Source organism: Nocardiopsis sp. JB363 (assembly GCF_900143625.1).
Taxonomy (GTDB): domain Bacteria; phylum Actinomycetota; class Actinomycetes; order Streptosporangiales; family Streptosporangiaceae; genus Nocardiopsis.
Map to the genome: position 1 here is coordinate 75,002 of NZ_FRFF01000072.1, position 26,175 is coordinate 101,176.

A 26,175-nucleotide genomic window follows, 5' to 3' on the forward strand; every position below is an offset into this window, starting at 1 on the left:
AGCTCATTTGATCTTCCCTTCCAGGACGGTCGGGACGCCGCGCAGGAACGTGGCGATGATCCGACCGGGCAGGTTCATGCCGCGGAAGGGTGTGTTGCCGCTCTTGCCGGCCATGGCGGCGGCGTCGACGTCGACGGGCGCGGCGGGGTCGTACAGAACGATGTTGGCCGGCTCGCCGACGGCGAGTTCACGGCCGTGTCCACCGACACGACCGATGCGGGCGGGGGCGGCGGACATGCGGTCGGCGACCTGGTCCCAGGTGAGCAGACCGGTCTCGACCATGGTCTTGTGGACCACTCCGAGGGCCGTCTCCAGTCCGATCATGCCCATCGCGGCGGTGGACCATTCGGTCTCCTTGGCCTCGACCGGGTGGGGGGCGTGGTCGGTGGCCACGATGTCGATGGTGCCGTCGGCCAGCCCCTCGCGCAGCGCCTGGACGTCCTCGGCGGTGCGCAGCGGCGGGTTGACCTTGTAGACCGGGTCGTAGCTCTCGACCAGGTCGTCGGTGAGGATCAGGTGGTGGGGGGTGACCTCGGCGGTGACGTCGCAGCCGCGTTCCTTGGCCCAACGGATGATGTCGACCGAGCCCTTGGTGGAGACGTGGCACACGTGCAGACGCGAGCCGACGTGCTGGGCGAGCAGACAGTCGCGGGCGATGATCGCCTCCTCGGCGACCGCGGGCCAGCCGGGCAGGCCGAGGCGGTCCGAGACGCAGCCCTCGTTCATCTGGGCGCCCTCGGTCAGGCGCGGTTCCTGGGCGTGCTGGGCGATGACGCCGTCGAAGGCCTTGACGTACTCCAGTGCGCGGCGCATGAGCAGCGCGTCGGAGACGCAGATGCCGTCGTCGGAGAAGACCCGGACGCGGGCGGCGGAGTCGGCCATGGCACCGATCTCGGAGAGCCGTTCGCCGGCCAGGCCGACGGTGACGGCGCCGACCGGGCGCACGTCGCAGTACCCGGCCTCCTCTCCCAGGCGCCAGACCTGCTCGACCACGCCGGCGGTGTCGGCGACGGGGTCGGTGTTGGCCATGGCGTGTACGGCGGTGTAGCCGCCCATCGCGGCGGCGCGGGAGCCGGAGGCGACGGTCTCGGCGTCCTCGCGGCCGGGCTCGCGCAGGTGGGTGTGCAGGTCGACCAGGCCGGGCAGGGCGATCAGTCCGGTGGCGTCCACGACCTCGGCCCCGTCGGGGATCGGCAGGTCGGGGCCGATAGCGGTGATGGCGCCGTCTTCGAGCAGCAGGTCGACGGGGTCCTCACCCAGCGGGCGTGCCCCGCGGATCAGGTGGGTTCCCTGGTTTTCGGGCATGGAGATGTCGGCTTTCTCGTGTTCGTGAAGTTCGTGGGCGGTGGGAGGGGCCTCGAACGCGCGGTGGCGTGGGTGGGCACCCCTTCCTCTAAGAACCGCCGAGCAGCAGGTAGAGCACGGCCATGCGCAGGCTGACACCGTTGGCGACCTGCTCGGTGACGGTGCAGCGGGGCGAGTCGGCGACCTCGGCGGAGATCTCCATGCCGCGCACCATCGGGCCCGGGTGCATGACGATGGCGTCGCCCGGCATCCGGTTCAGGCGTTCGCGGTCGAGACCGTAGTTGCGGCTGTATTCGCGCACCGAGGGGAAGAAGGAGTCGTGCATGCGTTCGGCCTGCACGCGCAGCATCATCACCACGTCGGACTCGGGCAGTACCTCGTCGAGGTGGTAGGACACCTGGCAGGGCCAGGTGTGCACCGAGACCGGCATCAACGTGGGCGGAGCGACCACGGTCACGTGCGCTCCCAGGGTGGTGAGCAGCAGGACGTTGGAGCGGGCGACCCGGCTGTGCAGGATGTCGCCGACCACGGCCACGCGCAGCCCTTCCAACCGTCCCAGACGCGCGCGCATGGTGAAGGCGTCCAGCAGGGCCTGGGTGGGGTGCTCGTGGGTGCCGTCGCCGGCGTTGAGCACGGATCCGTCGATCCAGTTCGCCAGGCGGTGGGGGGCTCCGGAGGCGCTGTGTCGGATGACCACGCCGTCGGCGCCCATGGCCTGGAGGGTGAGGGCCGTGTCCTTGAGGCTCTCCCCCTTGGAGACGCTGGAGCCCTTGGCGGAGAAGTTGATGACGTCGGCGGACAGTCGTTTGGCCGCCAGTTCGAAGGATGTGCGGGTGCGGGTGGAGTCCTCGTAGAAGAGGTTGACCACGGTGCGCCCGCGCAGGGTGGGGAGCTTCTTGACGGAGCGGTCCCCCACCTGGGCGAGTTCGCCGGCGGTGTCCAGGATGAGCGTGGCCTCGTCACGGCTGAGATCACCGGCGGAGAGCAGATGGCGCATCAGGTGTCCCCTTCCGTGGTCTCGGAGCGCTGGAGGGAACCGGGCCGCGTGCCTTCCTTGAGGGTGGCGGAGGGCGAGGGCCCGAGGAGGACGGCGTCGAGGCCGTCGGTCTCCTCCAGCTGGACGGTGACGCTCTCGCGCAGGGAGGTGGGCAGGTTCTTGCCCACGTAGTCGGCGCGGATCGGTAGTTCGCGGTGGCCGCGGTCGACGAGGACGGCGAGCTGGACGGCGCGGGGCCGGCCGAGGTCGCCGAGGGCGTCCAGCGCGGCGCGCACGGTGCGACCGGAGAAGAGGACGTCGTCGACGAGGACGACGACGCGGTCGTCGAGGCCGCCGGCGGGGATCTCGGTCCTGCCGAGGGCGCGCGCGGGTGCGAGCCGCAGGTCGTCGCGGTACATGGTGATGTCGAGGGAACCGGCGGGAACGTCGAGGTCCTCGACCCGCTCGATGCGTCGTGCCAGACGTTCGGCGAGGGGAACGCCTCTGGAGGGGATGCCCAGGAGGGTGACGTCCTGGCCGCCCTTGGTGCGTTCCAGTACCTCATGGGCGATCCGGGTCAGTGCCCGGTTGATCTCGTTGCCGTCGAGGACGGCTCGGGTGCCTTCGGGTACTTCGGGTACGGACGCCGGGACGCCCGTCTCGTTGTCGTCCCGCGCGGGTTTTCGCGCATGCAAAGTAGTGACCCCTTCCCTGCCTCACAGAACAGGTCGTTAAAGGATGTCGATCGGGCTCACGCTACCAGCGAGGACTCCGGCCCCCTTGGGTGCGCCCCCACGCCTGAAAGCTCTAGTGTGATGCTCATCACATTACATGCCACGGATTGCCCAGCCAAGAGTATCTATTTCGTGACACTCCGGAATCGTCCCTCATTCACGGGAAACACGAAATTCCCTGCAGGAGTGGGCTTTTCGCCCCTGAAGGGCGCCCCACTCGTCCCGAGCTTTCCGGAAATGAGAGGCGTCTCACCTACGCACGGTTTGGCCACTGATTAGTCGCGTTTCACACCAACGGCTTGACCTGGACACCGGCACCCCTCTACCGTCACTGTCTGTAACCATTACCGGGTGGGGTTGCACCCCGTGACCATCCGCTGGACCGCCCAGGCGGCCCGCCGAGTACGAGCGGACGTCTCCCCCACTCAGGCCAGCCACCGTCACGGCCGGGAGCGACAAGAACATGCCATCCGAATACGCCAAGTCCCTCGGTGCGCGACTGCGTGCCATCCGCACTCAACAGGGCCTTTCCCTGCACGGAGTGGAGGAGAAGTCCCACGGACGCTGGAAGGCCGTCGTGGTGGGCTCCTACGAACGTGGCGACCGCGCCGTCACCGTTCAGAAGCTGGCCGAACTGGCCGACTTCTACGGTGTGCCGATGTCGGAACTGCTGCCCGGCGGCGCCGCACCCACTCCGTTGGGGCCGACACCCAAGCTGGTCATCGACCTGGAGCGCATGCAGCAGCTGCCGCAGGAGAAGGCCGGTCCGCTCTCCCGCTACGTCGCCACCATCCAGAGCCAGCGGGGTGACTACAACGGGCGGGTGCTGTCCATCCGCCAGGAGGACCTGCGCTCACTCGCGGTCATCTACGACAAGTCTCCCGGTGACCTCACCGAGGAGCTCATCAACTGGGGCGTCCTCGACCCCGAGGCCCGCCGCGCCGTCGACGCCTTCTGACCCCGGGCGCGAGTAAGCACGATCGCTCGCGAGGAGCCGGGTGTCGCCCTTACGCGGCGGCACCCGGCTCCTCGTGCGTCCGATCCCCGCGATCGGGGACCCGGACTTGCGACGGGGCCGGGTAAGGGCTTCCCCTCCCCGACCCGGCCCCGCCACGCCCGCACTTCGGCGGACTTATCGAACTGATGTTCGATAGGCACCAGTTAACACCCCCGCGAACGGAGCGTCAAGGAGAGTCTCGAGGATACGTCCGGGACCACCGGCCCCGTGAAAACCAGGTCGAACGTCGGCACCACCGCCTACTCTGGACTCGTGGCAGTCGACACGGAGTTACGTGAACTCGCCCCCGGCGCCTTCACACACGTCGTTCCGGCGCTTCTGGAGGTCTACGAGGCCGCCATGCGCCCGCCCCCGGAACAGTTGCCGGGTCGGTCCTCGGTCATGCACGGCCACAGCCTCTACCCGGGCTTCCGGGGCGTTCTGGCCGTCCACGACCAACGCGCCGTGGGGTTCGCCTACGCCTTCCACGGCGTGCGGGGCCAGTGGTGGCACGACATGGTCACCGAGGGTATGCGCACCCAGGGGCGACGAGGCCACCTCAAGCGCTATCTGAGCGATCCCTTGGAGATCGCCGAGGTGCACGTCCACCCCGAGGCGCAGAACCAGGGGATCGGCCGCCGCATGCTGCACCGACTGTGCGAGGGAAGGCCCGAACGCACGGCGGTGCTGTCCACGCGTTCGGGCCCCTCGGCGGCTCGCCACCTCTACCGTTCCTGCGGGTTCGTCGAGGTGCTGGACCCGTTCTGCTTCCCGGGAAGCCCGGATCAGCCCTTCTCGATCATGGCCGCGCGTCTGCCGCTGACGGCCTCTGCTCCGGAGCGATCTCGCGGTAGATCTCCCTGGTGGCCGTGGACTGGTTGAAGGTGATGAAGTGGATGCCCGGCGCGCCCTCCGCCAGCAGCCGCTCGCACATGTTCTGGGCGTGCTCGATCCCGAACGCCCGCACCGCCTCGGCGTCGTCGCCGAAACGCTCGAAGCGCTCGGCCAGCGCGCGCGGGAACGGAGCACCCGACAGCATCTCCGAACGCCGGATCGAGGCCAGCTTCACCACCGGGAACACCTCGGGGATGATCGGGATCTCGCAACCGCGGGCGGCCACACGGTCGCGCAGCCGTAGGTAGTCCTCGGCGTCGAAGAACATCTGGGTGATGGCGTAGTCGGCGCCCGCCCGGCACTTGCGCACGAAGTGGTCGGTGTCGGTCTCGACGTCGGCCGAACGCGGGTGCTTGAAGGGGAAGGCGGCCACACCCACGGAGAAGTCGCCGCTCTCCTTGAGCAGCCGGACCAGTTCCTCCGCGTAGGTGAGCCCCTCGGGGTGACTGACCCACTCGCCATCGGGGTCGCCGGGCGGATCACCGCGCACGGCCAGCATGTTGGACACACCCGCGTCGCACAGACGACCGATGAGGTGGCGCAGCTCGGCGACGGAGTGGTCGACCAGCGTCATGTGCGCGACCGGCATCAGCGTGGTGTCGGTGGCGATGCGCTCGGTGGTCTCCACCGTGAGGTCGCGGGTGCCGCCGCCGGCTCCGTAGGTGACGGAGACGAACGAGGGGCCCAGCGCCTCGATCTCCCGAATGGCCCGCCACAGACGCTCCTGCGAACGGGCGTTGCGGGGCGGGAAGAACTCGAAGGAGAACAGCGGGTCGCCCGAGTCGAGCAGATCTCGGATATGGCGCGGCCTGGGGGCCGGGCTTCGAGGCGCCACGAGGCGTGTCGGTGCAGCGAGCATGAGCCCCATGCTAGGCCAGGACCCCGATTCGCGGACACTTCATCTCAATATCCAAGATGAACATCGACTCGATCGTCCCACGTACCATCATGCGAGACGATTTTCCCTCTTCGCTCGCCCGATTGTCCATATCGCGGACGCCGAGAATTCCATCACCGAGAATCACCGGAGGACACCGGGAGCGCAACCGAACACCCGGGCCTCTACCCCCTCAGACAGGGACTAACCTGCTGGTTATGGCCCCTTCCACTGCCTCTTCAGCCGTGTCCGTCATCCGTTCCGACGTGGACCGCGAACTGTCCGACTTCTGCGCCGACCACCGTGTTCGGCTGCTGGAGATCGGCGCCGAGTTGGCCCCCGCCATGGACGCTCTGGAGGGCATGGTCTCCGGCGGCAAGCGGCTGCGCCCCACCTTCGCCTACTGGGGGTGGCGTGGCGCCGGCGGTGCCGAGGGCGACACCAGGATGGTCCGGGCGGCCGCGTCCCTGGAGTTCCTCCAGGCCTGTGCTCTCGTGCACGACGACGTGATCGACAACAGCGACACCCGGCGCGGGCTGCCCGCCACCCACAAGCGCATGGCCGGGCTGCACGCCGACCAGGGTTGGATCGGCGACAGCGACGGGTTCGGCCAGGGTGCCGCGATCCTCATCGGGGACCTGTGCCTGGCCTGGTCCGACGAGATGTACCAGGCCAGTGGGTTCGAGCCTCGGACGTTGCAGGACGGGCGGGCCCCCTTCGACGCGATGCGCACCGAGGTCATGGCCGGGCAGTACCTGGACACCCTGGAGCAGGTGCGCGGCACCGCCACCCGAGAGGCCGCCCTTCGGGTGATGCGGTACAAGTCCGCCAAGTACACGGTGGAGCGTCCCCTGCACCTGGGCGCCGCGTTGGCCGGCCGGGGCGCCGAGCCCTCCGGGGTCTACACCGACTACGGCATCCCGCTGGGGATCGCCTTCCAGCTGCGCGACGACCTGCTGGGCGTGTTCGGCGACCCGACCACCACGGGAAAGCCGGCCGGTGACGACCTGCGCGAGGGCAAGCGGACCCTGGTGGTGGCCGAGACCCTGGTGCGGTCCGGGGACGAGGACGCCGAGCGCTTCCGCTCGCTGTTGGGCGTCCCCGACCTGTCGACGGACTCGGTGGAGTGGATGTGCTCCCTGATCGAGTCCAGCGGCGCCCTGTCGGCCTGTGAGTCGCTGGTCGAGGAGTACTCCGAACAGGCGCTCGCCGCGTTGGAGAGCCCTGAGCTGGACGAGGGCGCGCGCGGTCCGTTGAGCGAGTTGGTCGTGGCCGCCACCCGACGCTCCCACTGAGCCGGCGCGCTCGGCGACGACGAGAGCCCCCGAAACCCCTAGGGGAGGTCCTGGGCGGATTCGGGGGTTTTTCCATGCCGGGTGCCGGTTGTGCTGTTCGTCCTCCCCGGGATGGAATCGGAGGAACGCGATAGATCTCGACAGCGGGAGTCCTCCATGTCCAGGCAGACCGCCTCGAACGACCCGACGAGCATGACCGGACGGGCCTTGGCGCCCGACCTGGCCCGTGGCTTCATGTTGCTGTTCATCGCCCTGGCCAACACGGTCTGGTACCTGTGGGCCGTGCCGAGCACGGGCGCCACCATGCACCCCGAACCCCAGAGCGTCCTGGACACGGTGGCGCAGTTCTTCACCGTCCTGGCCGTGGACATGCGCAGCTACCCGATGTTCGCGTTCCTGTTCGGCTACGGCATGGTGCAGCTGCTCCGGCGCCAGGAGGCGGCCGGGGCGAGTCCCCAGGAGGTCTCCGCGCTGCTGCGCAGACGCAACCTGTGGCTCCTCGTCTTCGGGTTCCTCCACTGCCTGCTGCTGTGGATGGGCGACATCCTGGGTGCCTACGGTCTGGCCGGCCTGGTCCTGGGATGGCTGTTCCTGCGCCGGCGGGACACCACGGTCATGGTGTGGGGCGTCGTCCTCATGGCCCTGATGGCGACACTGGCCGTGTTCAGCCTCCTGTCACTGCCCTTCCTGGCCGGTGTCCCCGTCGACGACGCCTTCAGCATGCAGGACATGGCCGCCAACGTGGGCGAGAGCTCCCTGGTGGCCGCGGCCGTGGGCCGGATCTCCGCCTGGCCCCTGATCGTGCTCGGCCAGGGTCTGCTCGGCTTGGCGGTGCCCGCCGCGATCCTGTTCGGGTTCTGGGCCGCCCGCCGCCGCTTCCTGGAGGAGCCCGGACGGCACCGCAGGACCCTGACGCGCGTGGCGATCGTGGGCATCACGGTGGGCTGGCTCGGTGGTCTCCCCCTCGCTCTGCAACAGATCGGGGTCCTGGGCCTGGATCCCATGCAGGCGCAGATGCTGTCCATGCCGCACATGTTCACCGGTGTCTTCTGCGGTGTGGGTTACGTGGCGCTGATCGCCCTGGTGGCGCACCGGATCCAGGAACACGGGCGTACCGGCGGTGTGGTGGTGACCGCGTTGAGCGCCACCGGCAAACGGTCCCTGAGCGCCTACCTGGCCCAGTCGGTGCTGTGCGCCCCGCTGCTGGCCGCCTGGGGTGCGGGGCTGGCCGCCGACATGACGTCGTGGACGATGTTCCTGTTCGCGATCGGGGTGTGGCTGGTCACCGTGGTGGCCGCCTACGCGCTGGAGCGCGCGGGGCGTCGTGGCCCGGCCGAGGTGCTGTTGCGCCGGCTGGCCTACCGGCGCGCCACCGCCGCGGTCACCCCTTCCCCCGGCGGGGACGACCTCTCACCCCAAGAGCACACCACTCCCTGACCGACGAGCTCAAAAAGGGGCGTGCCGATGAGCGCCAGGCACGTCCCCGTACTCCAGGATGGCTGTCATGGGTGACGATCACATGACAAACCACACCATAGGGGTGACCGGGTCCACGGGAGCGGTGGGCGGGCGCGTGGCCGCCCGGATCGCCCGGCTCGGGTTGACGCAACGGTTCATCGTTCGTGACATCAACCGCGCTCCGGAGTACCCGGGCAGCAGCGCGTCGATGGCCGCCTACGAGGACGGAGCCGGCTTCGCACGGGCCTGCCAGGGTGTGGACACCCTGTTCCTGGTCTCGGCGCACGAGTCGGAGGATCGAATGGACACCCACGTCAGCGCGGTGGACGCCGCCGTCGAGGCCGGGGTGTCCCGCATCGTGTACCTGTCGTTCCTGGCCGCGGGTCCCGCAGCGACCTTCACCTTCGCCCGGACGCACTTCTTCACCGAGGCGCACATCAGATCCACCGGTGTGTCCTACACGTTTCTGAGACCGAGCCTGTACCTGGACCTGCTGCCCCATTGGGTGGACGACGAAGGCGTGGTGCGCGGCCCGGCCGGTGACGGACGGGTCGCGTGGGTGTCCCGGGACGACGTGGCCGACGTGGCCACCGCCGTGTTGACCGACCCGGTGGTGATCGCCGCCTCGGAGGAGATCGCCTACGACGTGACCGGGCCGGAGGCGCTGTCGGTGGGCGCCACGGTGGAGAAGCTGGGCCGGCTCACCGGCCGTTCCATCCGCTACGTGCCCGAGACGTGGGAGGAGGCGTTGGAGTCGCGCCGTGCCACCGGTGCGACGGAGTGGGAGATCGAGGGGTGGGCGTCGTCGTACGCGGCGATCGCGACCGGGGAGATGGACGTGGTGGCCGACACCGTGCCGGATCTGACCGGGCACCCGGCGCAGTCCATCGAGGGTTTCCTGCGGCGTCATCCGAGCGCGTTGGCGCACGTGGGGGTCTGATCCCGTCGTTTCCGACCCGAGGGCTTGACCTCGACCTTGGTTGAGGTAGGAGGGTCGTCGGAACAGACGACGGAGTGGAGGCGCGATGCGCGCGGTGCGAGCGGTCGGGTTCGGCGGCCCCGAGGTCCTGGTCCCCGAGGAGTTCCCCGACCCCGAACCCGGGCCCGGAGAAGTGGCCGTGGCGGTGGAGGCCGCCAATGTGATCTACCTGGACACCCTGATCCGCGCCGGCCTCACCGAGGACTTCTTCCCGGTCACGCCGCCGTACGTGCCCGGCGGGAGCGTGGTGGGCCGGGTCCACGCGGTCGGGCCCGGGGCCGACCCCTCCTGGACAGGCGTTCCGGTGCTCGCGCGCACCGGGCACGAGGGCGGGTACGCCGAGCGGATCGTGGTCTCCGAGGAAGGGCTGTTGCGTGTGCCCGAGGGGGTCGGGCACCAAGAGGCCTTGGCGTTGCTCGTCGACGGCGCCACGGCGATGCGCCTGGAACAGGCCGCACGGTTCCGACCGGACACCTGGGTGCTGGTCCTGGCCGCCGCCGGTGGCGCGGGAAGTCTGGTCGTGCAGCTCGCCCGTCTCGCGGGGGCGCGGGTGATCGGCGCGGCGTCGAGTCCTCGGAAGCGGGAGTCGGCCCGGTCCCTGGGAGCGACGGAGACCGTGGACTACACGGCACCCGACTGGCGGGAGCGGGTCCTGAAGATCACCGACGGAGCCGGGGCGGACGTGGTGCTCGATGGGGCGGGCGGGACAGGGGGAGAGTCCTCCTTCGACCTGGTCGCCGCCGGGGGCCGTTTCATCGGCTACGGGACGGCCGGAGGTTCCTTCGCCGAGGTGGACCAAGGCGAGGCCGACCGGCGCGGGATCACCGCTCTGGGCCTGATGGACCTGAAGGAACAGGAAGGGCTGAGTATGGCTGATCTGGCCCGCTTGGCCCTGGAGGAGGCGCGTGAGGGACGGCTCCGCCCGCACGTGGGGATGACCCTGCCCCTGGAACGGGCCGCCGAGGCGCACCGGGCGCTGGCCGAGCGTCGCGTGGTCGGCAAGGTGCTTCTGGTGCCCTGAGTCCACGGCCCGGTTCAGGGGCGCGCGGTGAGCCGTTCCTTGAGGGCCGCCGCCGCGGCGCGGGGGTCCTCCGCCTCGGTGACGGCGCGCACCACGACCACACGGGTGGCCCCCGCGTCGAGCACACGATCGATGTTGTCCAGGTCGATGCCGCCGATGGCGAACCAGGGTCGTTCGGTACCCAGCGCCGCGGCCCGCTCCACCAGGCCGAGACCGGCGGCAGGGCGCCCCGGTTTGGTGGGGGTGGCCCAGGTCGGTCCCACACAGAAGTAGTCGCTGCCGGGTTCCTCGGCGGAGGCCATGGCGGCGTCGACGTCGTTGTTGGAGCGACCGATGACCGGGTCGGCGCCGATGACGTCCCGGGCCATGGGCACGGGCAGGTCGCGCTGTCCCAGGTGCAGGACGTCGGCGCGCACGGCCCGGGCGATGTCGGCGCGGTCGTTGACGGCGAGCAGGGCGCCGTGGCGTTCGCACGCCTCGCGCATGACCTCCAGCGCGGCGAGTTCCTCGCGGGCCTCCAACCCCTTGTCCCGGAGTTGGATGACGTCCACCCCTCCGGCCAGGGCCGCGTCCGCGAACTCGGCGAGGTCACCGCGCTCGGTACGGGCGTCGGTGCACAGGTACAGAAGGGATGCGTCCAGGCGCTCGCGCAGGCTGGTTCCGTGGTTGGTCCTCACACCCGACACATTAGGCCCTGGCCGCTGAGAGGCCCAAGGGCGCACCCCCTGGTGCGTCCCTCGGGCAACCACGACTCAGAAGGCCATGCTCTGGGCGCGGCGGCGCACCTCGGTCCCCCGGTTCTCGTGCATGGCCTGGATCGGGGTGCCGGGAAGGCTGTCGTCCGCGGTGAACAACCAGCGCAGGGCCTCCTCGGTGGAGAAGCCCGCGTCGGAGAGCAGCACGATGGTGCCGGGCAGTCCCTTGACGAAGTCATCACCGTCCAGGAAGGCGGCGGGGATCGAGATCTCTCCCTTGCGGGCCACGCCGATGAGGCGGTTCTCGCGGATGAACGTCTTGATCCGGTTGGGACTCACGCCCAGCGGCTTGGCCGCCTCACGCAGGGTCAGCCAGTCGCCGACCAGTTCGTCGATGTCGAGGTCGTTGTGTGTCACCCTCCCAATCTGCCACACCCCACCGGCCACCGAGGACCACCCGAACCCGTTGTCCTAGGATGGCGGGGAGCGAACAGACACGTCCCGCGGGAGCCGGGTGGGCCCGGCTGAGAGGGAGACCGAGCGTCTCCGACCGCACGAACCTGATCCGGATCATGCCGGCGAAGGGAGGGGAGAGCGCACCATGCGCGACTTCGAAGATCCCCCGAACACGACCGTTCGTCCCACCCGAAGCGTGGTCGTGGTCGGTGGTGGCGTCATCGGGAGGGTCACCGCCTGGCGGGCGGCCCGACACGGTCTGGACGTCACCCTGGTCGAACCCGACCCCGTCACCGAACCCGCCGACGCGCGGGCCTCCTCCACCGTCGCGGCGGGCATGCTCACCCCCGCCACCGAGGCGGTGTTCGGTGAGGAGGAACTCATGGGGTTGGGCGTCCGCTCCGCGCGGATGTACGACTCCTTCGTCACCGAGGTGGAGGCCGCCGCCGGTATGTCGGTGGGCCACCACCGCACGGGCACGCTCCTGGTCGCCTTCGACCGGGACGACCTGGCCGTCCTCGACGAACTGCACGCCCTGCAACGGCGCCTGGGCATCGCCACCGAGCGGCTGAGCAGTCGGGAGTGCCGCCGTCTGGAACCCCACCTGGCCCCTTCGGTGCGGGGCGGGGTGCTGGCCTCCGACGACCACTCCGTCGACCCCCGTCGTCTCCTGCGGGCCCTGGCCCGGGCCGCCGAACGTTCGGGAGCGCGTGAGGTGGCCGGTTCGGTGACCGAGGTCTCCTCCCCCGGACCCGACGGCGCCCGGCTGGGCGTGCGTCTGGCCGACGGCACCGTTCTCCCGGCCCACCAGGTCGTCCTCGCCACCGGCTGTTGGGGCGACCGGATCACGTTGCCCGCGCCGGTGCTGCCGCCGATCCGCCCGGTCAAGGGGCAGCTGCTGCGCGCCCGGGTCCGTGACGGCGAGCCCCCTCTCGTGGAACGGACCGTGCGCGGCCTGGTCCGCGGTTTCCCGGTCTACCTGGTGCCCCGCGCCGACGGCGAGGTCATCGTGGGCGCCACCCAGGAGGAGCTGGGTCACGACACCGCACTGACCGCGGGCGGACTCTGGCAGGTGCTGCGGGACGCGCGCGAACTCGTCCCCGGGATCACCGAACTGGAGATCACCGAGACCTGTGCGGGCCTGCGCCCCGGGTCTCCCGACAACGAACCCCTCCTGGGCCCCACCCGGGTCCCGGGCCTGCACCTGGCCGTGGGCCACTTCCGGCACGGGGTGCTGTTGGCCCCCGTGACCGGAGAGGTCATGGTCGAAGCGCTCACCACCGGGGTCCTGCCCGAGTACGCGCGCAGGTTCGCCGCCGACCGGCCTCTGTCCGGTGGCGCCGCGTGAGACAAGCCGACGACGTGGGAGTGACTGTGGAACTGATCATCAACGGCGAGAGCCGCCAAAGTACGGCCACCACGGTCGAGGCGGTCGTACGCGACCTCACCTCGGCCGGGAGCGGGGCGATCCCCGGCGGGATCGCGGTGGCGATCAACGACGAGGTGGTGCGGCGCACCGCGTGGGCCGACACCGCCCTGGTCCCGGGCGACCGCGTGGACGTCCTGACCGCCGTGCAGGGAGGCTGAACCATGACCGACATCCTCGACACCCACAGCGACGTCGACACCGTGGAGGACCCTCTGGTCATCGCCGGCGTCCCCTTCTCCTCCCGACTCATCACCGGGACCGGCGGCGCCCCCTCCCTCCATGTGCTGGAGGAGGCCCTGTTGGCCTCGGGGACCGAGTTGACCACCGTGGCCATGCGTCGGGTCACCCCGGGCACGCAGGGTTCGGTGTGGGACGTCCTGTCCCGCAACGGCATCCGGCCGTTGCCCAACACCGCGGGCTGCTTCACCGCCGTGGAGGCCGTGCGCACCGCCCGGCTGGGGCGTGAGGCCCTGCAGACCGACTGGGTGAAGCTGGAGGTCGTCGCCGACGAGCACACCCTGCTCCCCGACCCGGTGGAGCTGCTGGACGCCGCGGAGACGCTCGTCGACGACGGTTTCACCGTGCTGCCCTACACCAACGACGACCCGGTACTGGCCCGGCGCCTGGAGCGTCTCGGCTGCGCCGCCGTCATGCCGCTGGCCGCGCCGATCGGCTCCGGTCTGGGCATCCGCAACCCGCACAACCTGGAGCTGATCGTCGAACAGGCCGGTGTGCCGGTGATCGTCGACGCCGGGATCGGCACCGCCAGCGACGCCGCCCTGGCCATGGAACTGGGGTGCGACGCGGTGTTGTTGGCCACTGCCGTGACCCGCGCCCAGGACCCGGTCCTCATGGCGCGGGCCATGCGTGACGCGGTCCGGGCCGGACGCGGCGCCCGTCGGGCGGGGCGCATCCCGGTCCGGCGATACGCCCTGGCCTCCAGCCCCGATCCGGTCTGAGCGGAACGATCCCCGGCCCGCCCGGCCACGGAAGGCGTCCGGGCAGGTCGGGGCCATCGTCGCGGCCTCAGGTCAAGGCCCGGCCGGTGCGGCGTCACGCGGAGGTTTGGTGTCGTCCCCTACCGTGGATGAGATGCGTGTGCCGAGAGAGGGCACCGCACCCATGTAAGACAGCCCAGGCGCGCGCATCCCCCGAGCGCACACGGACCGGCCGTGTGCCGCATGGTGCGGGGCCGCGACCGTGAACCGCGGGGCAGAACCGACCCCGGATTCCGCTATCGTGTCGGTTCGACATCTGGTGTCGGGTACGCGCCATCGGCCGCGACCTCCCGCGCTCCCCGCAGCAAGGACACAACTCCGCCGTGGACATGACGACTTCCGACCCGCTTGTAGGCGCGACGCTGGACCGTCGCTACTTCGTCGAGTCCAGGATCGCCGGTGGCGGCATGGCGACGGTCTACGTCGCCCACGACCTCAGGCTGGACCGCAGACTCGCTCTGAAGGTCATGCACCCGTCCCTGGCGCAGGACCCTTCCTTCGTCCAACGCTTCATCAACGAGGCGCACTCGGTCGCCAAGCTCTCGCACCCCAACGTGGTCCAGGTCTTCGACCAGGGCGAGGACCAGGGACACGTGTTCCTGGCCATGGAATACGTCCCCGGACGTACCCTGCGCGACCTGCTCAAGGAACGTGGTCGACTGACCCCCCGGCAGACGCTGAACTTCATGGCTCCGGTGCTGGCCGCCCTGGGCGCCGCCCACCAGGCCGGCATGGTGCACCGTGACGTCAAGCCCGAGAACGTCCTCCTCACCGAGGACGGTCGGGTCAAGGTCGCCGACTTCGGACTGGCGCGCGCGGTCGAGCAGTCCAACCAGGGACTGACCCGCACCGGCACCCTGATGGGTACCGCCGCCTACCTGGCCCCCGAACAGATCGAGAAGGGCGTCGCCGATGCCCGCAGCGACGTCTACGCCGCGGGCATCATGTTCTACGAGCTGCTCACCGGCGGTCAGCCGCACACCGGCGAGACCCCCATCGCCATCGCCTACCAACACGTCAACGAGGACGTACCGCGGCCCTCGCACTTCCTGCCGGGTCTCCCGCCCGAGGTGGACGCCCTGGTCACCAAGGCCACGGAGCGTGACCCCAGGTACCGGCCCGGCAACGCCGGTCAGTACCTGGCCAAGGTGCTGGAGGTCCTCCGGACCCTGCCCGAGTCGCCCTCGGGCTCCCAGCACATGACGCCGGTCGCGCCCTCCGGCGCGGCAGGCGTCACCATGACCGCGCCCCAGCTGATCGCGGGCGGGGCGGGACCGGGCACCGAGAACGCCACCATGGTCGTCGACATGAACGCCGACGACTACGACGACGGCTACGGCTCCGATGACGGGGGCGGTTCCTGGTTCTCGCGCAACCGCCTGCTGGTGGTGGGCGCCGCCGCCATGGCGCTGCTCGTGGGCGTGGTCGGCTGGTGGTTCCTGCTGGGCCGCTTCGAACCCGTCCCCGACGTGGTCGGCGCCACGCCCGAGATCGCCCGGGACGAGATCCGTTCGGCCGGACTGATCTACGACCTGTCCGAGGAGCCGGTCTACAGCGACGTCTCCGTGGGCGAGGTGGGCGCCACCGACCCCGAGGAGGGTGAGCGCCTCTCCCCCGGCGACCCGGTGACGGTGTACGTCTCCAAGGGGCCGCAGGAGGTGGAGATGCCCGACATCGCCGGGCAGAACATCGCCGACGCCCTCAAGGACCTGGAGGACCTGGGCTTCGAGACCGACCGGATCGAGCAGGAGGAGGTCGAGTCCCCCGACAACGATCCGGGCCAGGTCATCTCCAGTGCGCCCGAGGCGGGGGCCACCGCCGACCGCGAGGAGACGGTGACGCTCACCGTCAGCAAGGGCATTCCGGTGCCGAGCCTGGCCGGCGAGGAGCGCGAGGACGCCGAGGCCACCCTGGAGGATCTGGGCCTGACGGTCGAGATCGTCGAGGAGGACAGCGAGAACGTGGACGAGGGTCAGGTCATCGACCAGACCCCCGACACCGGCACCAACGTGGGCCCCGGGTCCACCGTCACCCTGACCGTGTCCACCGGTCCGCCGGAGGTGGAGATCCCGGACGTGCTCGGCGAGCGGATCAAGGACGCTCGTGAGACCTTGGAGGACGCCGGTTTCGACGTCAAGGTGGAGCGCATCCTGGGCGGTCGGACCATCGGCCACCAGTCGCACACCGGTGAGGCTCCGGAGGGCACCGAGATCACGATCACCGCGACACCCGGCGGTGTCGTCATCGACCCGGACGAAGACGACGACTGACCGCCGAGGAACGTCCACCACCGCCCGGGAGGGGCGGGGAGCTCGTGCTCCCCGCCCCTCCCGGCGTTGGGGCCCGATACGGCCGGCCCGCTGTGCTCACGGGCCCGCGCCCGCTACGCTCGGCGCATGGACGGCGAGAACATCCGGGTACTGGTGGTGGACGATCACCCCATGTGGCTCGACGCGGTCGCCCGCGACCTCGGCGAGGCGGGGATGACGGTGGTGGGGACCGCGGGCGACGGCGCCAAGGCGATGCGCATCGCGCCCGCGGCCCGCCCCACCCTGGCGGTGGTGGACCTGAACCTGCCCGACACCACCGGGGTGGAACTCACCGCCGCCCTGATCGCCCTGCCCGAACCCCCGCGGGTGCTGGTGTTGTCCGCCAGCGGGGAGAGCGAGGACGTCCTGTCCGCGGTCAAGGCCGGGGCCACGGGCTACCTCGTGAAGTCGGCCGGGCGCGAGGAACTTCTGGACGCGGTGCGCCGTGTCGACGCCGGGGACGCGGTCTACACCCCCGGACTGGCCGGTCTGGTCCTCGGTGAGTACCGCAGGTTGTCGAGCGAGCACGATCGTTCGCGGGAAGGGGCCGAGAACGCGCCGCGGCTCACACCCCGGGAGACCGAGGTGCTGCGCTTGGTGGCCAAGGGCCTGGCCTACAAACAGATCGCGCGCCGACTCACCATCTCCCATCGCACGGTGCAGAACCACGTGCAGAACACCCTGACCAAACTGCAGCTCCACAACCGTGTGGAGCTGGTGCGTTACGCCATCGACCAAGGGCTGGACGACTGAGGGCTGGACGACTGAGGACGGGCCGGCCGGGTTCCGTCCACCGGGACGTCCGGCTCTTTCGGACACCCGCACCACCTGATGGGGTGTGGGTTTCGGAAGGCGTTTCCCGTTGCGGGGTTGGCCCGAACTCCCCGCCCCCACTATGGTCTAGACCATATTGGCGCCAGGCGCCGTGAACACATCGAACGTCGAGGAGAAGTCGCATGCGAGTCGGGGTCCTGACCGGTGGCGGAGACTGCCCAGGTCTGAACGCTGTCATCCGCGCCGTGGTCCGTAAGGGCATCAAGGACTACGGCTACGAGTTCATCGGCTTCCGGGACGGCTGGCGTGGGCCCCTGGAGGGCGACACCATGCCGCTGGACGTCAGCACCGTGCGCGGCATCCTGCCGCGCGGCGGGACCATCCTGGGCTCCTCGCGCACCAACCTGATGAAGATCGAGGGCGGCGTCGAACGCGTCAAGGACAACATGGCGGGGTTGGGCGTGGACGCCCTCATCGCCATCGGCGGCGAGGACACCCTCGGGGTGGCGCGCCAGCTGCACGACCGCGGCGTCAACGTCGTGGGCGTGCCCAAGACCATCGACAACGACCTCAACGCCACGGACTACACGTTCGGGTTCGACACCGCCGTCAACATCGCCATGGAGGCGATCGACCGGCTGCACACCACCGCCGAGTCCCACCACCGCGCCCTGGTCGTGGAGGTCATGGGCCGGCACGCCGGGTGGATCGCCCTGCACTCGGGCATGGCGGCGGGCGCCAACGTCATCCTCATCCCCGAGCGCCCCTTCGACATCGACGAGGTCGTCAAGCACGTCCAGAGCCGCTTCGAGACCCAGTACGCCCCCATACTGGTGGTCGCCGAGGGTGCTCACCCCAAGGAAGGCCAGATGGAGCTCGCCACCGGCGCGAAGGACTCCTTCGGGCACGTGCGTCTGGGCGGCATCGGCCAGAACCTGGCCGAGGAGATCGAGAAGCGCACCGGCAAGGAGTCCCGTTCGGTGGTGCTGGGTCACGTCCAGCGCGGCGGTACCCCCAGCGCCTTCGACCGGGTGCTCGCCACCCGCCTGGGCGTGAACGCCATCGACTCCGTGCACGACAAGGCCTTCGGCAAGATGGTGGCCCTCCAGGGCACCGACATCGTCCGGGTGGACCTGGCCGAGGCCACCGACACGCTCAAGACGGTCCCGGCCGAGCGTTACGAGGAAGCCGAGGTCTTCTTCGGCTGATCCGAAGAGCACCATGGACGGCCCCTTCCGGTCCGGGAGGGGCCGTTGGTGTGTCCGGTGTCCGCCGGGAATGTACCGAGCGCTCCGTGGATTGTTCGATACTGGAAGACAGCGGTGGACGCGCCCGGTCCCACCACCGCCCGCCCCTCATCTCCTCACCGGGCACGAAGGCATCATCTTTTCCGGAGGTAAGCACCATGTCCGCGTCGCTGGAGTCCGCGCCGCTCCCCGTAACCGAGGCCGGAGCCGACGCCGGGCTCGGCGAGCTCTGCGTGCTGATGAAGCTCGGTGAGATCGTCCTCAAGGGTTCCAACCGCAAGCTCTTCGAGCGCCGGCTGCACAACAACATCCGCTCTTCCGTGCGCGATCTGGGCGATATCCGTCTCTCCCAGCGGGGCGCCGGCGTCATCATCGTGCGCAAGCCCGAGGCGTCGGACCTGGAGATCGCCGCGATCGCCGACCGTATGGCCAACGTCATGGGCGTGGTGTGGGTGCACCTGGTGCGCCGGGTCCGCAAGGACCTCGACGCCATCGTGGACGTGTCCGTGCGTTCCATGGCCGACCGGGAGGGCACCTTCGCGGTGCGCGCCCGCCGCCGGGACAAGCGTTTCGAGATGAACTCCGGTGAGCTGGCCGGATACCTCGGTTCCAAGATCATCGAGGCGCACGGCTACAAGGTGAACCTCAAGCGCCCCGACAACACCCTGTACGTGGAGATCGACAAGGACGAGGCGTTCGTCTTCACCGACGGCATCCCCGGCCAGGGCGGTCTGCCCGCAGGCATGAGCGGTCGCGGTCTGGTGCTGATGTCGGGTGGCATCGACTCGCCCGTGGCGGCCCACCGGATGATCCGGCGCGGGCTGAAGGTCGACTTCCTGCACTTCTCCGGGATGCCCTTCACCGGCCCCGAGTCCATCTACAAGGCCTACAGCCTGGTCCGGCAGATCGACCGTTACCAGGTGGGTTCGCGCCTGTTCGTGGTGCCCTTCGGCAAGGCCCAGCAGCAGCTGAAGAGCTCGGGCATCGAGCGCCTGCAGATCGTCGCCCAGCGGCGACTGATGCTCAAGGCCGCCGAGGCCCTGGCCGATGACCTGGGCGCGGAGTGCCTGATCACCGGCGACGCCCTGGGACAGGTCTCCAGTCAGACGATGACCAACCTGACCGCGCTGGACGACGCGGTGGACATGCCGATCATGCGGCCGCTCATCGGCATGGACAAGAGCGAGATCATGGACCAGGCCCGCAAGATCGGGACGTTGGCCATCTCGGAGCTGCCCGACGAGGACTGCTGCACGATGCTGACCCCGCGTCAGGTGGAGACCGCCGCCAAGATCCCCGACCTGCGCACGATCGAGAAGCGCCTGGACGCCGAGGAACTCGCCGAGTACCTGGTGACCACGGCCCAGATGCACAAGCCCAGCTTCCTGGGTGACGCGGCCCCAAAGAAGGGGGTCGTCCCGGCAGCGGCCACGGCCGTGCCCACCGTGTGAGCGACGGACCGGACACGAGAAAGGGAGCGGCGCCCCGAGGGCACCGCTCCCTTTCTCATACCTCTATACGTCGGCGAGCTCCCGCGCCGGGGCCGGGGTGAGCGTGCGTCCGCTCAGGGTGGCCAGGGTGCCGGCCACGTCGCGCAGCACACCCAGGTCCTCCTCGACCAGAGCCTGGGGGCCATCGCACAGGGCCGTCTCCGGGTTCGGGTGCACGTCCACGATGATGCCGTCGGCACCGATGGCGATGGCCGCGCGGGACAACGGCAGGACCAGGTCGCGCTTGCCACCGGAGTGGGACGGGTCGACGATCACCGGCAGGTGGGTGAGGTTCTGCGCCACCGGCACCGCGCTGATGTCCAGGGTGTTGCGGGTGGCCTTCTCGAAGGTGCGGATGCCGCGCTCGCACAGCACGATGTCGAGGTTGCCGCGCTGAGCGATGTACTCGGCGGCCATCAGCCATTCCTCGATGGTGGCGCTCATGCCGCGCTTGAGCAGGACGGGCTTGCCCGCGTCCCCGGCGGCCTGCAGCAGCGCGAAGTTCTGCATGTTGCGGGTGCCGATCTGGAGCATGTCCGCGTAGGAGGCGACCAGGTCGACGTCGGCGGCGTCCACGACCTCGGTGACGATCGGCATGCCGGTCTCGGCGCGCACGTCGGAGAGGATCTTCAGACCCTGCTCACCGAGCCCCTGGAAGGCGTACGGGGAGGTGCGAGGCTTGTAGGCGCCTCCTCGCAGCAGGGCGGCACCGGCGGCCTTGGCCATGTGGGCCGCCGCGAGGGTCTGCTCGGGCGTCTCGACCGCGCAGGGGCCGGCGATGACGGTCATGTGCTCGCCGCCGATCGGCACGCCGCGAACGCTGACGACGGTGCGGCTGTCGTGGTTCTCGCGGCTGACCAGCTTGTAGGGGGCGGAGATGCGCAGCACGTCACCGACACCGGGCTTGGCGCTCAGGCCCAGGTCCTGGAACCGCTCGACGTCGCCCACCAGCCCGATGATCGTCCTGCTGACGCCGCGGGTCACGTACGCCTCACCCCCGGAGGAGGTGACCAGCTCGACGAGCGCGTCGATGTTGTCCGCGGTGGCGTCCGGTGCCATAACGATGACCATGTGGGTTGTCCCTGTTCGTCGGTTGTGCGGCGGTGCCGCTGGGTCGTCTCGCCTGGCCAGTCCGGTCCGGGTGGAACACAAAGGAGCCCCGGGCCTGTACCGGCCCGGGGCTCCTGGGAAGTCGTCTGTGTCAGCGCAGGGCTTTACAGGCGACCGGGGAGATGGGCCGGTAGCCATAAAAGCGCCAAAAGTTCCGCTGCATGGCTGTGACTATAGCGCACGCCCGCGGCCGGCGCGCACGCCCGGGGTGAGTGATCTGGCTCTCGTCGCCGCCTGGCAGGATGACAGACGCCGCGGGTCCCACATCGGTCGTGGGAGCGCGGGGTCCATCGGCGAACGCCGGTGGACGAGCGAGCCTTGCAGGGGGAACGGAGTGTCCGAGGGGACGGAGCCCGACACGAGGGTCGACCGGGACGGGCTGCCACCGGGGCAGGCGGTGCGCCACGAGCACAAACCGCTGCACTACGGGCGGGTCCCCTCCTTCCGGCCGGCTCGGTGGGACTTCCGCGTGTTCGGGGCCACCGAGTCGTTGGGCACCTACCGGTGGGACTGGAACGAGTTCACCGCGCTGCCGCGCGCGCGGGAGATGCGCCACTTCCACTGTGTGATGCGGTTCAGCATCCCGGACGTGCACTGGGGCGGGGTACGCGCCACCGACCTGGTGGGGCTGGCGCCGCCCGCCCCCGAGGCCACACATGTGATGGCCTGGGGCGAGTACGGCTACAGCGCCAACATGCGCATGGACGACTTCCTCGCCGACGGGGTGCTGCTGACCACCCACCGAGACGGAGCCCCGCTCGCCCCCGAACACGGGTTCCCCCTGCGCCTGGTGGTGCCGCACCTGTACGGGTGGAAGAGCGTGAAGTGGCTGCGCTCGGTGGAGTACATGGTGGGCGACCGTCGCGGGTTCTGGGAGGACCGCGGGTATCACAACCGGGCCGACCCCTGGGGGGAGGAACGCTTCTCCCACCAGGAGGAGCCCGGTGACGGCCCGCCCCTGTGACCGACTCAGGCCTGCGGTCGGGGCACGCGCATCTCGAACTCGGTGCCCTCCCCCGGGTCGCTGTGGATCTCGGTAGTCCCACCCAGGTCGCCCACGCGCCCGAGGATGGACTGGGCGACCCCCAGACGGCCCTCGGCGCGCGCTCGCTCCAGCCGGTCCGGTGGGATGCCGGGGCCGTCGTCGCGCACGGTCACCATGACCGCGTCGGGTTCGTCCTCCACCAGCACCCAGGCCCGGGTCCCCTCCGGGCAGTGCCGTTCGACGTTGTCCAAGGCCGCCGCGACCGCCGCGGTCAGCTCACGGGCGGTGTGATCGGGCAGTTCGACGCGGGTGGCGGGCGCGGCGACGGTGACCCGGACCGACTGCAGGGGACGCAGCAGGTCGCGCAGGTCCAGGGGGCCGGCCTCCCCGGCCGAGACGTCGTGGACCGCCACCGTGGTGTTCAGCCCGTCCGCGACGAGCGACCGGAGCCGGACCTCCTGTTCACCGGCCATCCGCCCCAGTTCCGCGGCCTCTCCCCCGATCTCGTCACCGCGCCGACGCACCAGGGCCAGCACCTGCAACACCGAGTCGTGGATGGAACGGGCGAGTTGCTCCCGTTCACGGATGCGCGCCTCCAAGGTGACGGCCTGGGCGAAGCGCTCCTCGGCCTGTTCGGCCACTCGCGCCATGTAGCCCACGGCCAGGCCGGTCAGCAACAGCAGGACCACGCCTCGGGCGGTGGCTCCGGTGATGGCGGCGTCCATGATCACGCGCAGGGTGAGGTCGGCGATCCCATAAGCGATGGCGACCGTGGCGGCGCCTCGGCGGCCCCAGATGACGCTCGCGGCCAAGGCGGTCCCGGCGAACCAGTAGGAGCTCAGCGGCGGGGCCTGGGTGAGGTAGAAGGGTTCCGCTGCCAGGGCGGTGGCGAACAGACAGCCGAACGCGACGAGCAGGTCGGCGCACAGGAATCGTGAGGTGCGGCGGGAGGGGACGGCGTAGACCTGGTGGGTGACCACCGTCCACACCGCCATCACCACCAGGACGAGCCAGGCGACCCAGGGGCGGTCCAGGTACTGGTGGTTCTGGACCACCATGAGCAGCGCGTGGACCAGGGTGATGGCGCGGTAGAGGGTGAAGGTGCGCCAGAGGGGGACGTCGAAGCCCAGGGCTCAGACCACCGCCCCGTCGTCGGGACCGTTGTCGCCCGAGGACCGGGAATCGGCCATGCGCAGGATGAGCAGCACGAAACTGCCCAGGAACACCAGGATGCCCACCAGCATCATCCAGTCGGGCAGGGACACGCCCAGGAAGGCGGTGCCGAACAGCAACGCCGGCACGCCCAGGAGTCCGAACCAGGCGGCGATGCCGGCCCGGTCCCCCTGGATCAGCGGCGAGGGCGGAGGGGGTTCGTAGTGGCCCTCGCGTTCGGCCTCCGCCCGGCGCCGGTTCTCCTCGCGTGTCTCCTCGTCGTCGTCCTCGATGTCGCGCGGCAGGCCGGCGAGGATGTCACCGAGTTCGTTGCCGCGTTCGTCGGGCGCGTCGAGGTTCTCCGCGTCCGGCCAGGCGACCCGATCGCGCCGCGCGCCGGAGGTCTCGTCCTCGTCGTAGAAGCGGGCGACCAGGTCGTTCCAGACCTCGTCCTCCGCCCCCGGGAGCACGACCTCGTCGGCCAGGTCGGTCGTGGGACCGTCCAGGAGGTCGCCACCGACCGGGGGTTGGGGACCCTCCTTGGCGGTGAAGGTCTCCGGGTCCTGCTCGTCCTCCCCCTCGGGGCGGGGGTCCGAGCCCGGTGCGAGCAGGTCGGGTCCGGAAAGATCGGGCAGTTCGGAGCCCAGCACCTGTTCGGCGGCGCCCCGTTCCTCGGCGTCGACGTACAGGTGGTCGGTGGGCGGATCCTCGACCTGGCCGCCGGTGGGCTCCAGGACGTCCTCCTCCAGGGGGACCGCGTAGGCGGCGATGCCACTGCGTCGGAGCGCCTCCAGCATGAGGTCGGCGTGGGTCGGCGCGAGGAGTATCAGGGGGACGTAGGTGTCGGCGAGCAGGCCGTTGCCCCGACGTTGTGTCATCGGTCGGCTCCTTCCCCGCTTCTACTGAGTTCTCCCACGAAGGCGAGGCTGCCCTCGAAGATGGTGGCGGCGTCATGGTCGAGGGTCGCCACGTGGTAGCTGTCGTGAAGCAGGTGGATCGTCAGCCGGGTGTTGACCGCTCTCCTAGCGAGGATACGCAGACTCTCCGGTCCGACGACGTGGTCCTGTGTGCTGCGGTAGGCCAGGATCGGCGCGCGCAAACCGGACATGCTCTCCTGAACCGTGCGCCACAGTCTCGGGAGTGTCGCGGCGGCCGCGGTGGGGATCCGGTCGTACCCGCCCTCACCGGCCGGTTCGAGGGCGACGTCGCTACCGATCCCGGGCGTGGACGGCAGGAGGCGGGCGGCGAAGTGGCGGATGGGGGCGATGAACGGGAGCCGCCGATCCTCCACCGTCAGGGAGGGGTTGACCAGTACGACCCCGGTGACCACGTCGGGGTGTTCCTGGGCCAGGCGCAGGGTGAGCGCTCCGCCCATGGACAGCCCCATGACGAACACCTCGTCGCAGCGCGAGGCGAGATCGAGGAGCGCCTCCTCCACGGCCGCGTACCAGTCGTCGCTTCCGGTGGTGGCCATGTCCTGCCAGGTGGTGCCGTGGCCGGGCAGGCGGGGCAGTTCGACGGAGAGGCCGGACGCGGCCAGGTACTCGGCCCAGGGGCGCATCGAGTAGGGCGAACCGGTGAAACCGTGGCAGAGCAGCACACCAGTGCGGGACCCGACGTGGCTGAAGGGGTCCGCTCCCAGGAGGAGGGGAAGGGCGCTGGTCGGTCTCACTGGGTGGCTCCCGGGGATCGTGCGGCAGGGGGATCGGGATAGTGGACTCCCCAGCCGTGAGGCTAGTCGCTCGGGCAAGCGTTTGTCATCGAGTGCACGGTAACGTTCCCCTGCTCGAACCACGCGATGTCCGGGTGTGTTCCCTCGTTCGTCGGACCCCGCGGCGTGGGTCGGCCCCCGAGCCGCCCCGACCGGTGAGTATCCTCGACTATGCCCCGCGGTGCGGCCCCTCTTCACGACGGACACCGGCGTCCGGTTCCGGACGCTTTGGCGGTCACCCGTGCGTGGTGGGAGGATGACACGAGTCAACCTCCCCCTCGCCGTGTGGGGGCGTTCGTTGTCGGCCGAGCGGGACAGTGAGACGTGGCAGATCCTGCCCAGTGCTCCCCGCGTGTGCAGGGGTGATCTGAAGCGATGTTCTACTGGGTGGTCAAGGCGATCCTGGGGCCGGTACTGGCCGTGTTGTGGCAGCCCCGCGCCGAGGGCGTGGAGAACGTGCCCAGGCGCGGTCCGGCCATCATGGTCAGCAACCACCTGTCGTTCTCCGACCACTTCTTCGGGCCTTTGCCCCTGCCCCGCAAGATCACCTTCCTCGCCAAGGCCGAGTACTTCACCGGCACCGGGGTGAAGGGGTTCGTCAGTCGGGCGTTCTTCACCGGCGTGGGACAGATCCCGATCGACCGGTCCGGTGGCAAGGCCAGTGAGGCGGCGTTGCGCACCGGTCTGCGCGTGCTCAAGCGCGGCGACCTGCTCGGCATCTACCCCGAGGGCACCCGTTCCCCCGACGGCAAGCTCTATCGAGGCCGCACCGGTGTGGCCCGTCTGGCGCTGGAGGCCAAGGCTCCGGTGGTGCCGATGGCCATGATCAACCTCGAAAAGATCATGCCTCCCGGTCGCACCGTTCCCAAGCTGGGGGTCCGCCCCAAGGTGGTGTTCGGAAAGCCGCTCGACTTCTCCCGATACCAGGGGATGGAGAAGGACCAGCGGGTCCTGCGCGCGATCACCGACGAGATCATGTACGCGCTGATGGAGTTGTCCGGTCAGGAGTACGTGGACCGCTACGCCCAGTCGGTCAAGACCGAACTGGAGGCGGAGGCCAAGGAGGCCCGGCGCGAGGAGAACGCCGACGCCAAGGACCGTCGACGGTCCGAGCGCGCGGACCGCAAGGCCGACCGCAAGGCCCGCAAGAAGGCCAAGAAGGCGGAGAAGACGAAGACCGAGGACGGACCCGAGGACGCCTGAGGCTCGAAGCGACGCCGAAGGGGGCCGGTACGGAAGGAGTGTCCTTTCCGTACCGGCCCCCTTCACGTGCGACCGGGCCC

Annotated in this window: 25 protein-coding genes and 1 riboswitch; of the genes, 15 read left to right on the top strand and 10 right to left on the bottom strand. The window is 70.0% G+C overall.

The features are described 5' to 3' along the window. Positions 1-3: 3 nt before the first annotated feature. The 3 genes from BQ8420_RS11120 to pyrR all read right to left on the bottom strand — a co-directional run bounded on the left by BQ8420_RS11120 (position 4) and on the right by pyrR (position 2,976). Entirely contained in the window at positions 4-1,305 is a 1,302-nt protein-coding gene (locus BQ8420_RS11120) for a dihydroorotase (protein ID WP_087098060.1), read from the bottom strand. A gap of 88 nt (positions 1,306-1,393) precedes the next feature. Then, positions 1,394-2,302, bottom strand: coding sequence for an aspartate carbamoyltransferase catalytic subunit (locus BQ8420_RS11125; protein WP_087098062.1), 909 nt, complete (start codon positions 2,300-2,302; stop codon positions 1,394-1,396). Then, on the bottom strand, positions 2,302-2,976 hold the full coding sequence (gene pyrR / locus BQ8420_RS11130) for a bifunctional pyr operon transcriptional regulator/uracil phosphoribosyltransferase PyrR (protein ID WP_087098064.1): 675 nt from the start codon (positions 2,974-2,976) through the stop codon (positions 2,302-2,304). Before pyrR ends, BQ8420_RS11125 begins: the two co-directional genes overlap by 1 nt. 502 nt (positions 2,977-3,478) lie before the next feature. On the opposite strand from pyrR, the gene BQ8420_RS11135 reads away from it, so the two are divergent. Together BQ8420_RS11135 and BQ8420_RS11140 are read left to right on the top strand one after the other, a co-directional pair. Next, complete coding sequence (locus tag BQ8420_RS11135; protein ID WP_013154123.1) at positions 3,479-3,973, top strand: transcriptional regulator; 495 nt, start codon at positions 3,479-3,481, stop codon at positions 3,971-3,973. A gap of 312 nt (positions 3,974-4,285) precedes the next feature. Then, positions 4,286-4,894 (top strand): GNAT family N-acetyltransferase, encoded by a 609-nt coding sequence (locus BQ8420_RS11140; RefSeq protein ID WP_200815890.1) that lies wholly within the window; start codon positions 4,286-4,288, stop codon positions 4,892-4,894. Here the strand turns inward: BQ8420_RS11140 and metF are convergent. Next, positions 4,812-5,741: a methylenetetrahydrofolate reductase [NAD(P)H] gene (gene metF / locus BQ8420_RS11145; RefSeq protein WP_087098140.1), complete on the bottom strand. Its 930-nt coding sequence runs from the start codon at positions 5,739-5,741 to the stop codon at positions 4,812-4,814. The genes BQ8420_RS11140 and metF overlap by 83 nt on opposite strands. A 260-nt stretch (positions 5,742-6,001) precedes the next feature. On the opposite strand from metF, the gene BQ8420_RS11150 reads away from it, so the two are divergent. The 4 genes from BQ8420_RS11150 (at position 6,002) to BQ8420_RS11165 (ending at position 10,536) form a co-directional block, all read left to right on the top strand. Next, positions 6,002-7,078 (top strand): polyprenyl synthetase family protein, encoded by a 1,077-nt coding sequence (locus tag BQ8420_RS11150; protein WP_200815891.1) that lies wholly within the window; start codon positions 6,002-6,004, stop codon positions 7,076-7,078. Positions 7,079-7,234: 156 nt separating this feature from the next. Next, a complete protein-coding gene (locus tag BQ8420_RS11155) occupies positions 7,235-8,515 on the top strand; it encodes a DUF418 domain-containing protein (protein ID WP_087098069.1) in 1,281 nt (426 codons plus the stop codon). A 67-nt stretch (positions 8,516-8,582) separates the two neighbouring features. Beyond that, positions 8,583-9,476: an SDR family oxidoreductase gene (locus BQ8420_RS11160; RefSeq protein ID WP_087098071.1), complete on the top strand. Its 894-nt coding sequence runs from the start codon at positions 8,583-8,585 to the stop codon at positions 9,474-9,476. Between the two features lie 85 nt (positions 9,477-9,561). Continuing rightward, entirely contained in the window at positions 9,562-10,536 is a 975-nt protein-coding gene (locus BQ8420_RS11165; protein ID WP_087098073.1) for a zinc-binding dehydrogenase, read from the top strand. Between the two features lie 14 nt (positions 10,537-10,550). Here the strand turns inward: BQ8420_RS11165 and thiE are convergent, their stop codons facing one another. Next, positions 10,551-11,213, bottom strand: coding sequence for a thiamine phosphate synthase (thiE, locus tag BQ8420_RS11170; protein WP_087098075.1), 663 nt, complete (start codon positions 11,211-11,213; stop codon positions 10,551-10,553). 75 nt (positions 11,214-11,288) lie between these two features. Then, complete coding sequence (locus BQ8420_RS11175; protein WP_087098077.1) at positions 11,289-11,648, bottom strand: Rv2175c family DNA-binding protein; 360 nt, start codon at positions 11,646-11,648, stop codon at positions 11,289-11,291. A 76-nt stretch (positions 11,649-11,724) separates the two neighbouring features. Beyond that, positions 11,725-11,835, top strand: a riboswitch (TPP riboswitch). Between BQ8420_RS11175 and thiO the strand changes: the two genes are divergently transcribed. The 7 genes from thiO (at position 11,833) to thiI (ending at position 19,895) form a co-directional block, all read left to right on the top strand. Beyond that, entirely contained in the window at positions 11,833-13,035 is a 1,203-nt protein-coding gene (thiO, locus tag BQ8420_RS11180) for a glycine oxidase ThiO (RefSeq protein ID WP_087098145.1), read from the top strand. (Overlaps the previous riboswitch by 3 nt.) Before the next feature lie 26 nt (positions 13,036-13,061). Further along, on the top strand, positions 13,062-13,274 hold the full coding sequence (gene thiS, locus BQ8420_RS11185; protein ID WP_200815892.1) for a sulfur carrier protein ThiS: 213 nt from the start codon (positions 13,062-13,064) through the stop codon (positions 13,272-13,274). Between the two features lie 3 nt (positions 13,275-13,277). Further along, a complete protein-coding gene (locus tag BQ8420_RS11190) occupies positions 13,278-14,075 on the top strand; it encodes a thiazole synthase (RefSeq protein ID WP_087098080.1) in 798 nt (265 codons plus the stop codon). Between the two features lie 362 nt (positions 14,076-14,437). Then, positions 14,438-16,384, top strand: coding sequence for a Stk1 family PASTA domain-containing Ser/Thr kinase (pknB, locus tag BQ8420_RS11195; RefSeq protein ID WP_087098082.1), 1,947 nt, complete (start codon positions 14,438-14,440; stop codon positions 16,382-16,384). Positions 16,385-16,510: 126 nt separating this feature from the next. Continuing rightward, positions 16,511-17,176, top strand: a complete 666-nt coding sequence (locus BQ8420_RS11200) for a response regulator transcription factor (protein WP_087098084.1) — start codon at positions 16,511-16,513, stop codon at positions 17,174-17,176. A 203-nt stretch (positions 17,177-17,379) separates the two neighbouring features. Beyond that, positions 17,380-18,405, top strand: a complete 1,026-nt coding sequence (locus BQ8420_RS11205) for a 6-phosphofructokinase (protein ID WP_087098086.1) — start codon at positions 17,380-17,382, stop codon at positions 18,403-18,405. Positions 18,406-18,602: 197 nt separating this feature from the next. Beyond that, positions 18,603-19,895, top strand: coding sequence for a tRNA uracil 4-sulfurtransferase ThiI (gene thiI / locus BQ8420_RS11210; protein WP_087098088.1), 1,293 nt, complete (start codon positions 18,603-18,605; stop codon positions 19,893-19,895). A 63-nt stretch (positions 19,896-19,958) separates the two neighbouring features. Here the strand turns inward: thiI and aroF are convergent, their stop codons facing one another. Then, a complete protein-coding gene (gene aroF, locus BQ8420_RS11215) occupies positions 19,959-21,005 on the bottom strand; it encodes a 3-deoxy-7-phosphoheptulonate synthase (protein ID WP_087098090.1) in 1,047 nt (348 codons plus the stop codon). Between the two features lie 373 nt (positions 21,006-21,378). Between aroF and BQ8420_RS11220 the strand changes: the two genes are divergently transcribed. Further along, positions 21,379-22,008, top strand: a complete 630-nt coding sequence (locus tag BQ8420_RS11220) for a molybdopterin-dependent oxidoreductase (protein ID WP_200815893.1) — start codon at positions 21,379-21,381, stop codon at positions 22,006-22,008. A gap of 5 nt (positions 22,009-22,013) precedes the next feature. Here the strand turns inward: BQ8420_RS11220 and macS are convergent, their stop codons facing one another. From macS to BQ8420_RS11235, 3 genes are read right to left on the bottom strand one after another with little or no spacing between them, the layout of a single operon-like run. Next, entirely contained in the window at positions 22,014-23,159 is a 1,146-nt protein-coding gene (gene macS, locus BQ8420_RS11225; protein WP_255404863.1) for a MacS family sensor histidine kinase, read from the bottom strand. A gap of 3 nt (positions 23,160-23,162) precedes the next feature. Beyond that, a complete protein-coding gene (locus BQ8420_RS11230; protein ID WP_087098094.1) occupies positions 23,163-24,059 on the bottom strand; it encodes a hypothetical protein in 897 nt (298 codons plus the stop codon). Beyond that, the gene (locus BQ8420_RS11235; RefSeq protein ID WP_087098096.1) at positions 24,056-24,853 is read right to left on the bottom strand and encodes a carboxylesterase; all 798 of its coding nucleotides are present in this window, start codon (positions 24,851-24,853) and stop codon (positions 24,056-24,058) included. Before BQ8420_RS11235 ends, BQ8420_RS11230 begins: the two co-directional genes overlap by 4 nt. A gap of 414 nt (positions 24,854-25,267) precedes the next feature. Between BQ8420_RS11235 and BQ8420_RS11240 the strand changes: the two genes are divergently transcribed. Further along, positions 25,268-26,095: a 1-acyl-sn-glycerol-3-phosphate acyltransferase gene (locus tag BQ8420_RS11240; protein WP_087098098.1), complete on the top strand. Its 828-nt coding sequence runs from the start codon at positions 25,268-25,270 to the stop codon at positions 26,093-26,095. Positions 26,096-26,175 lie beyond the last annotated feature (80 nt).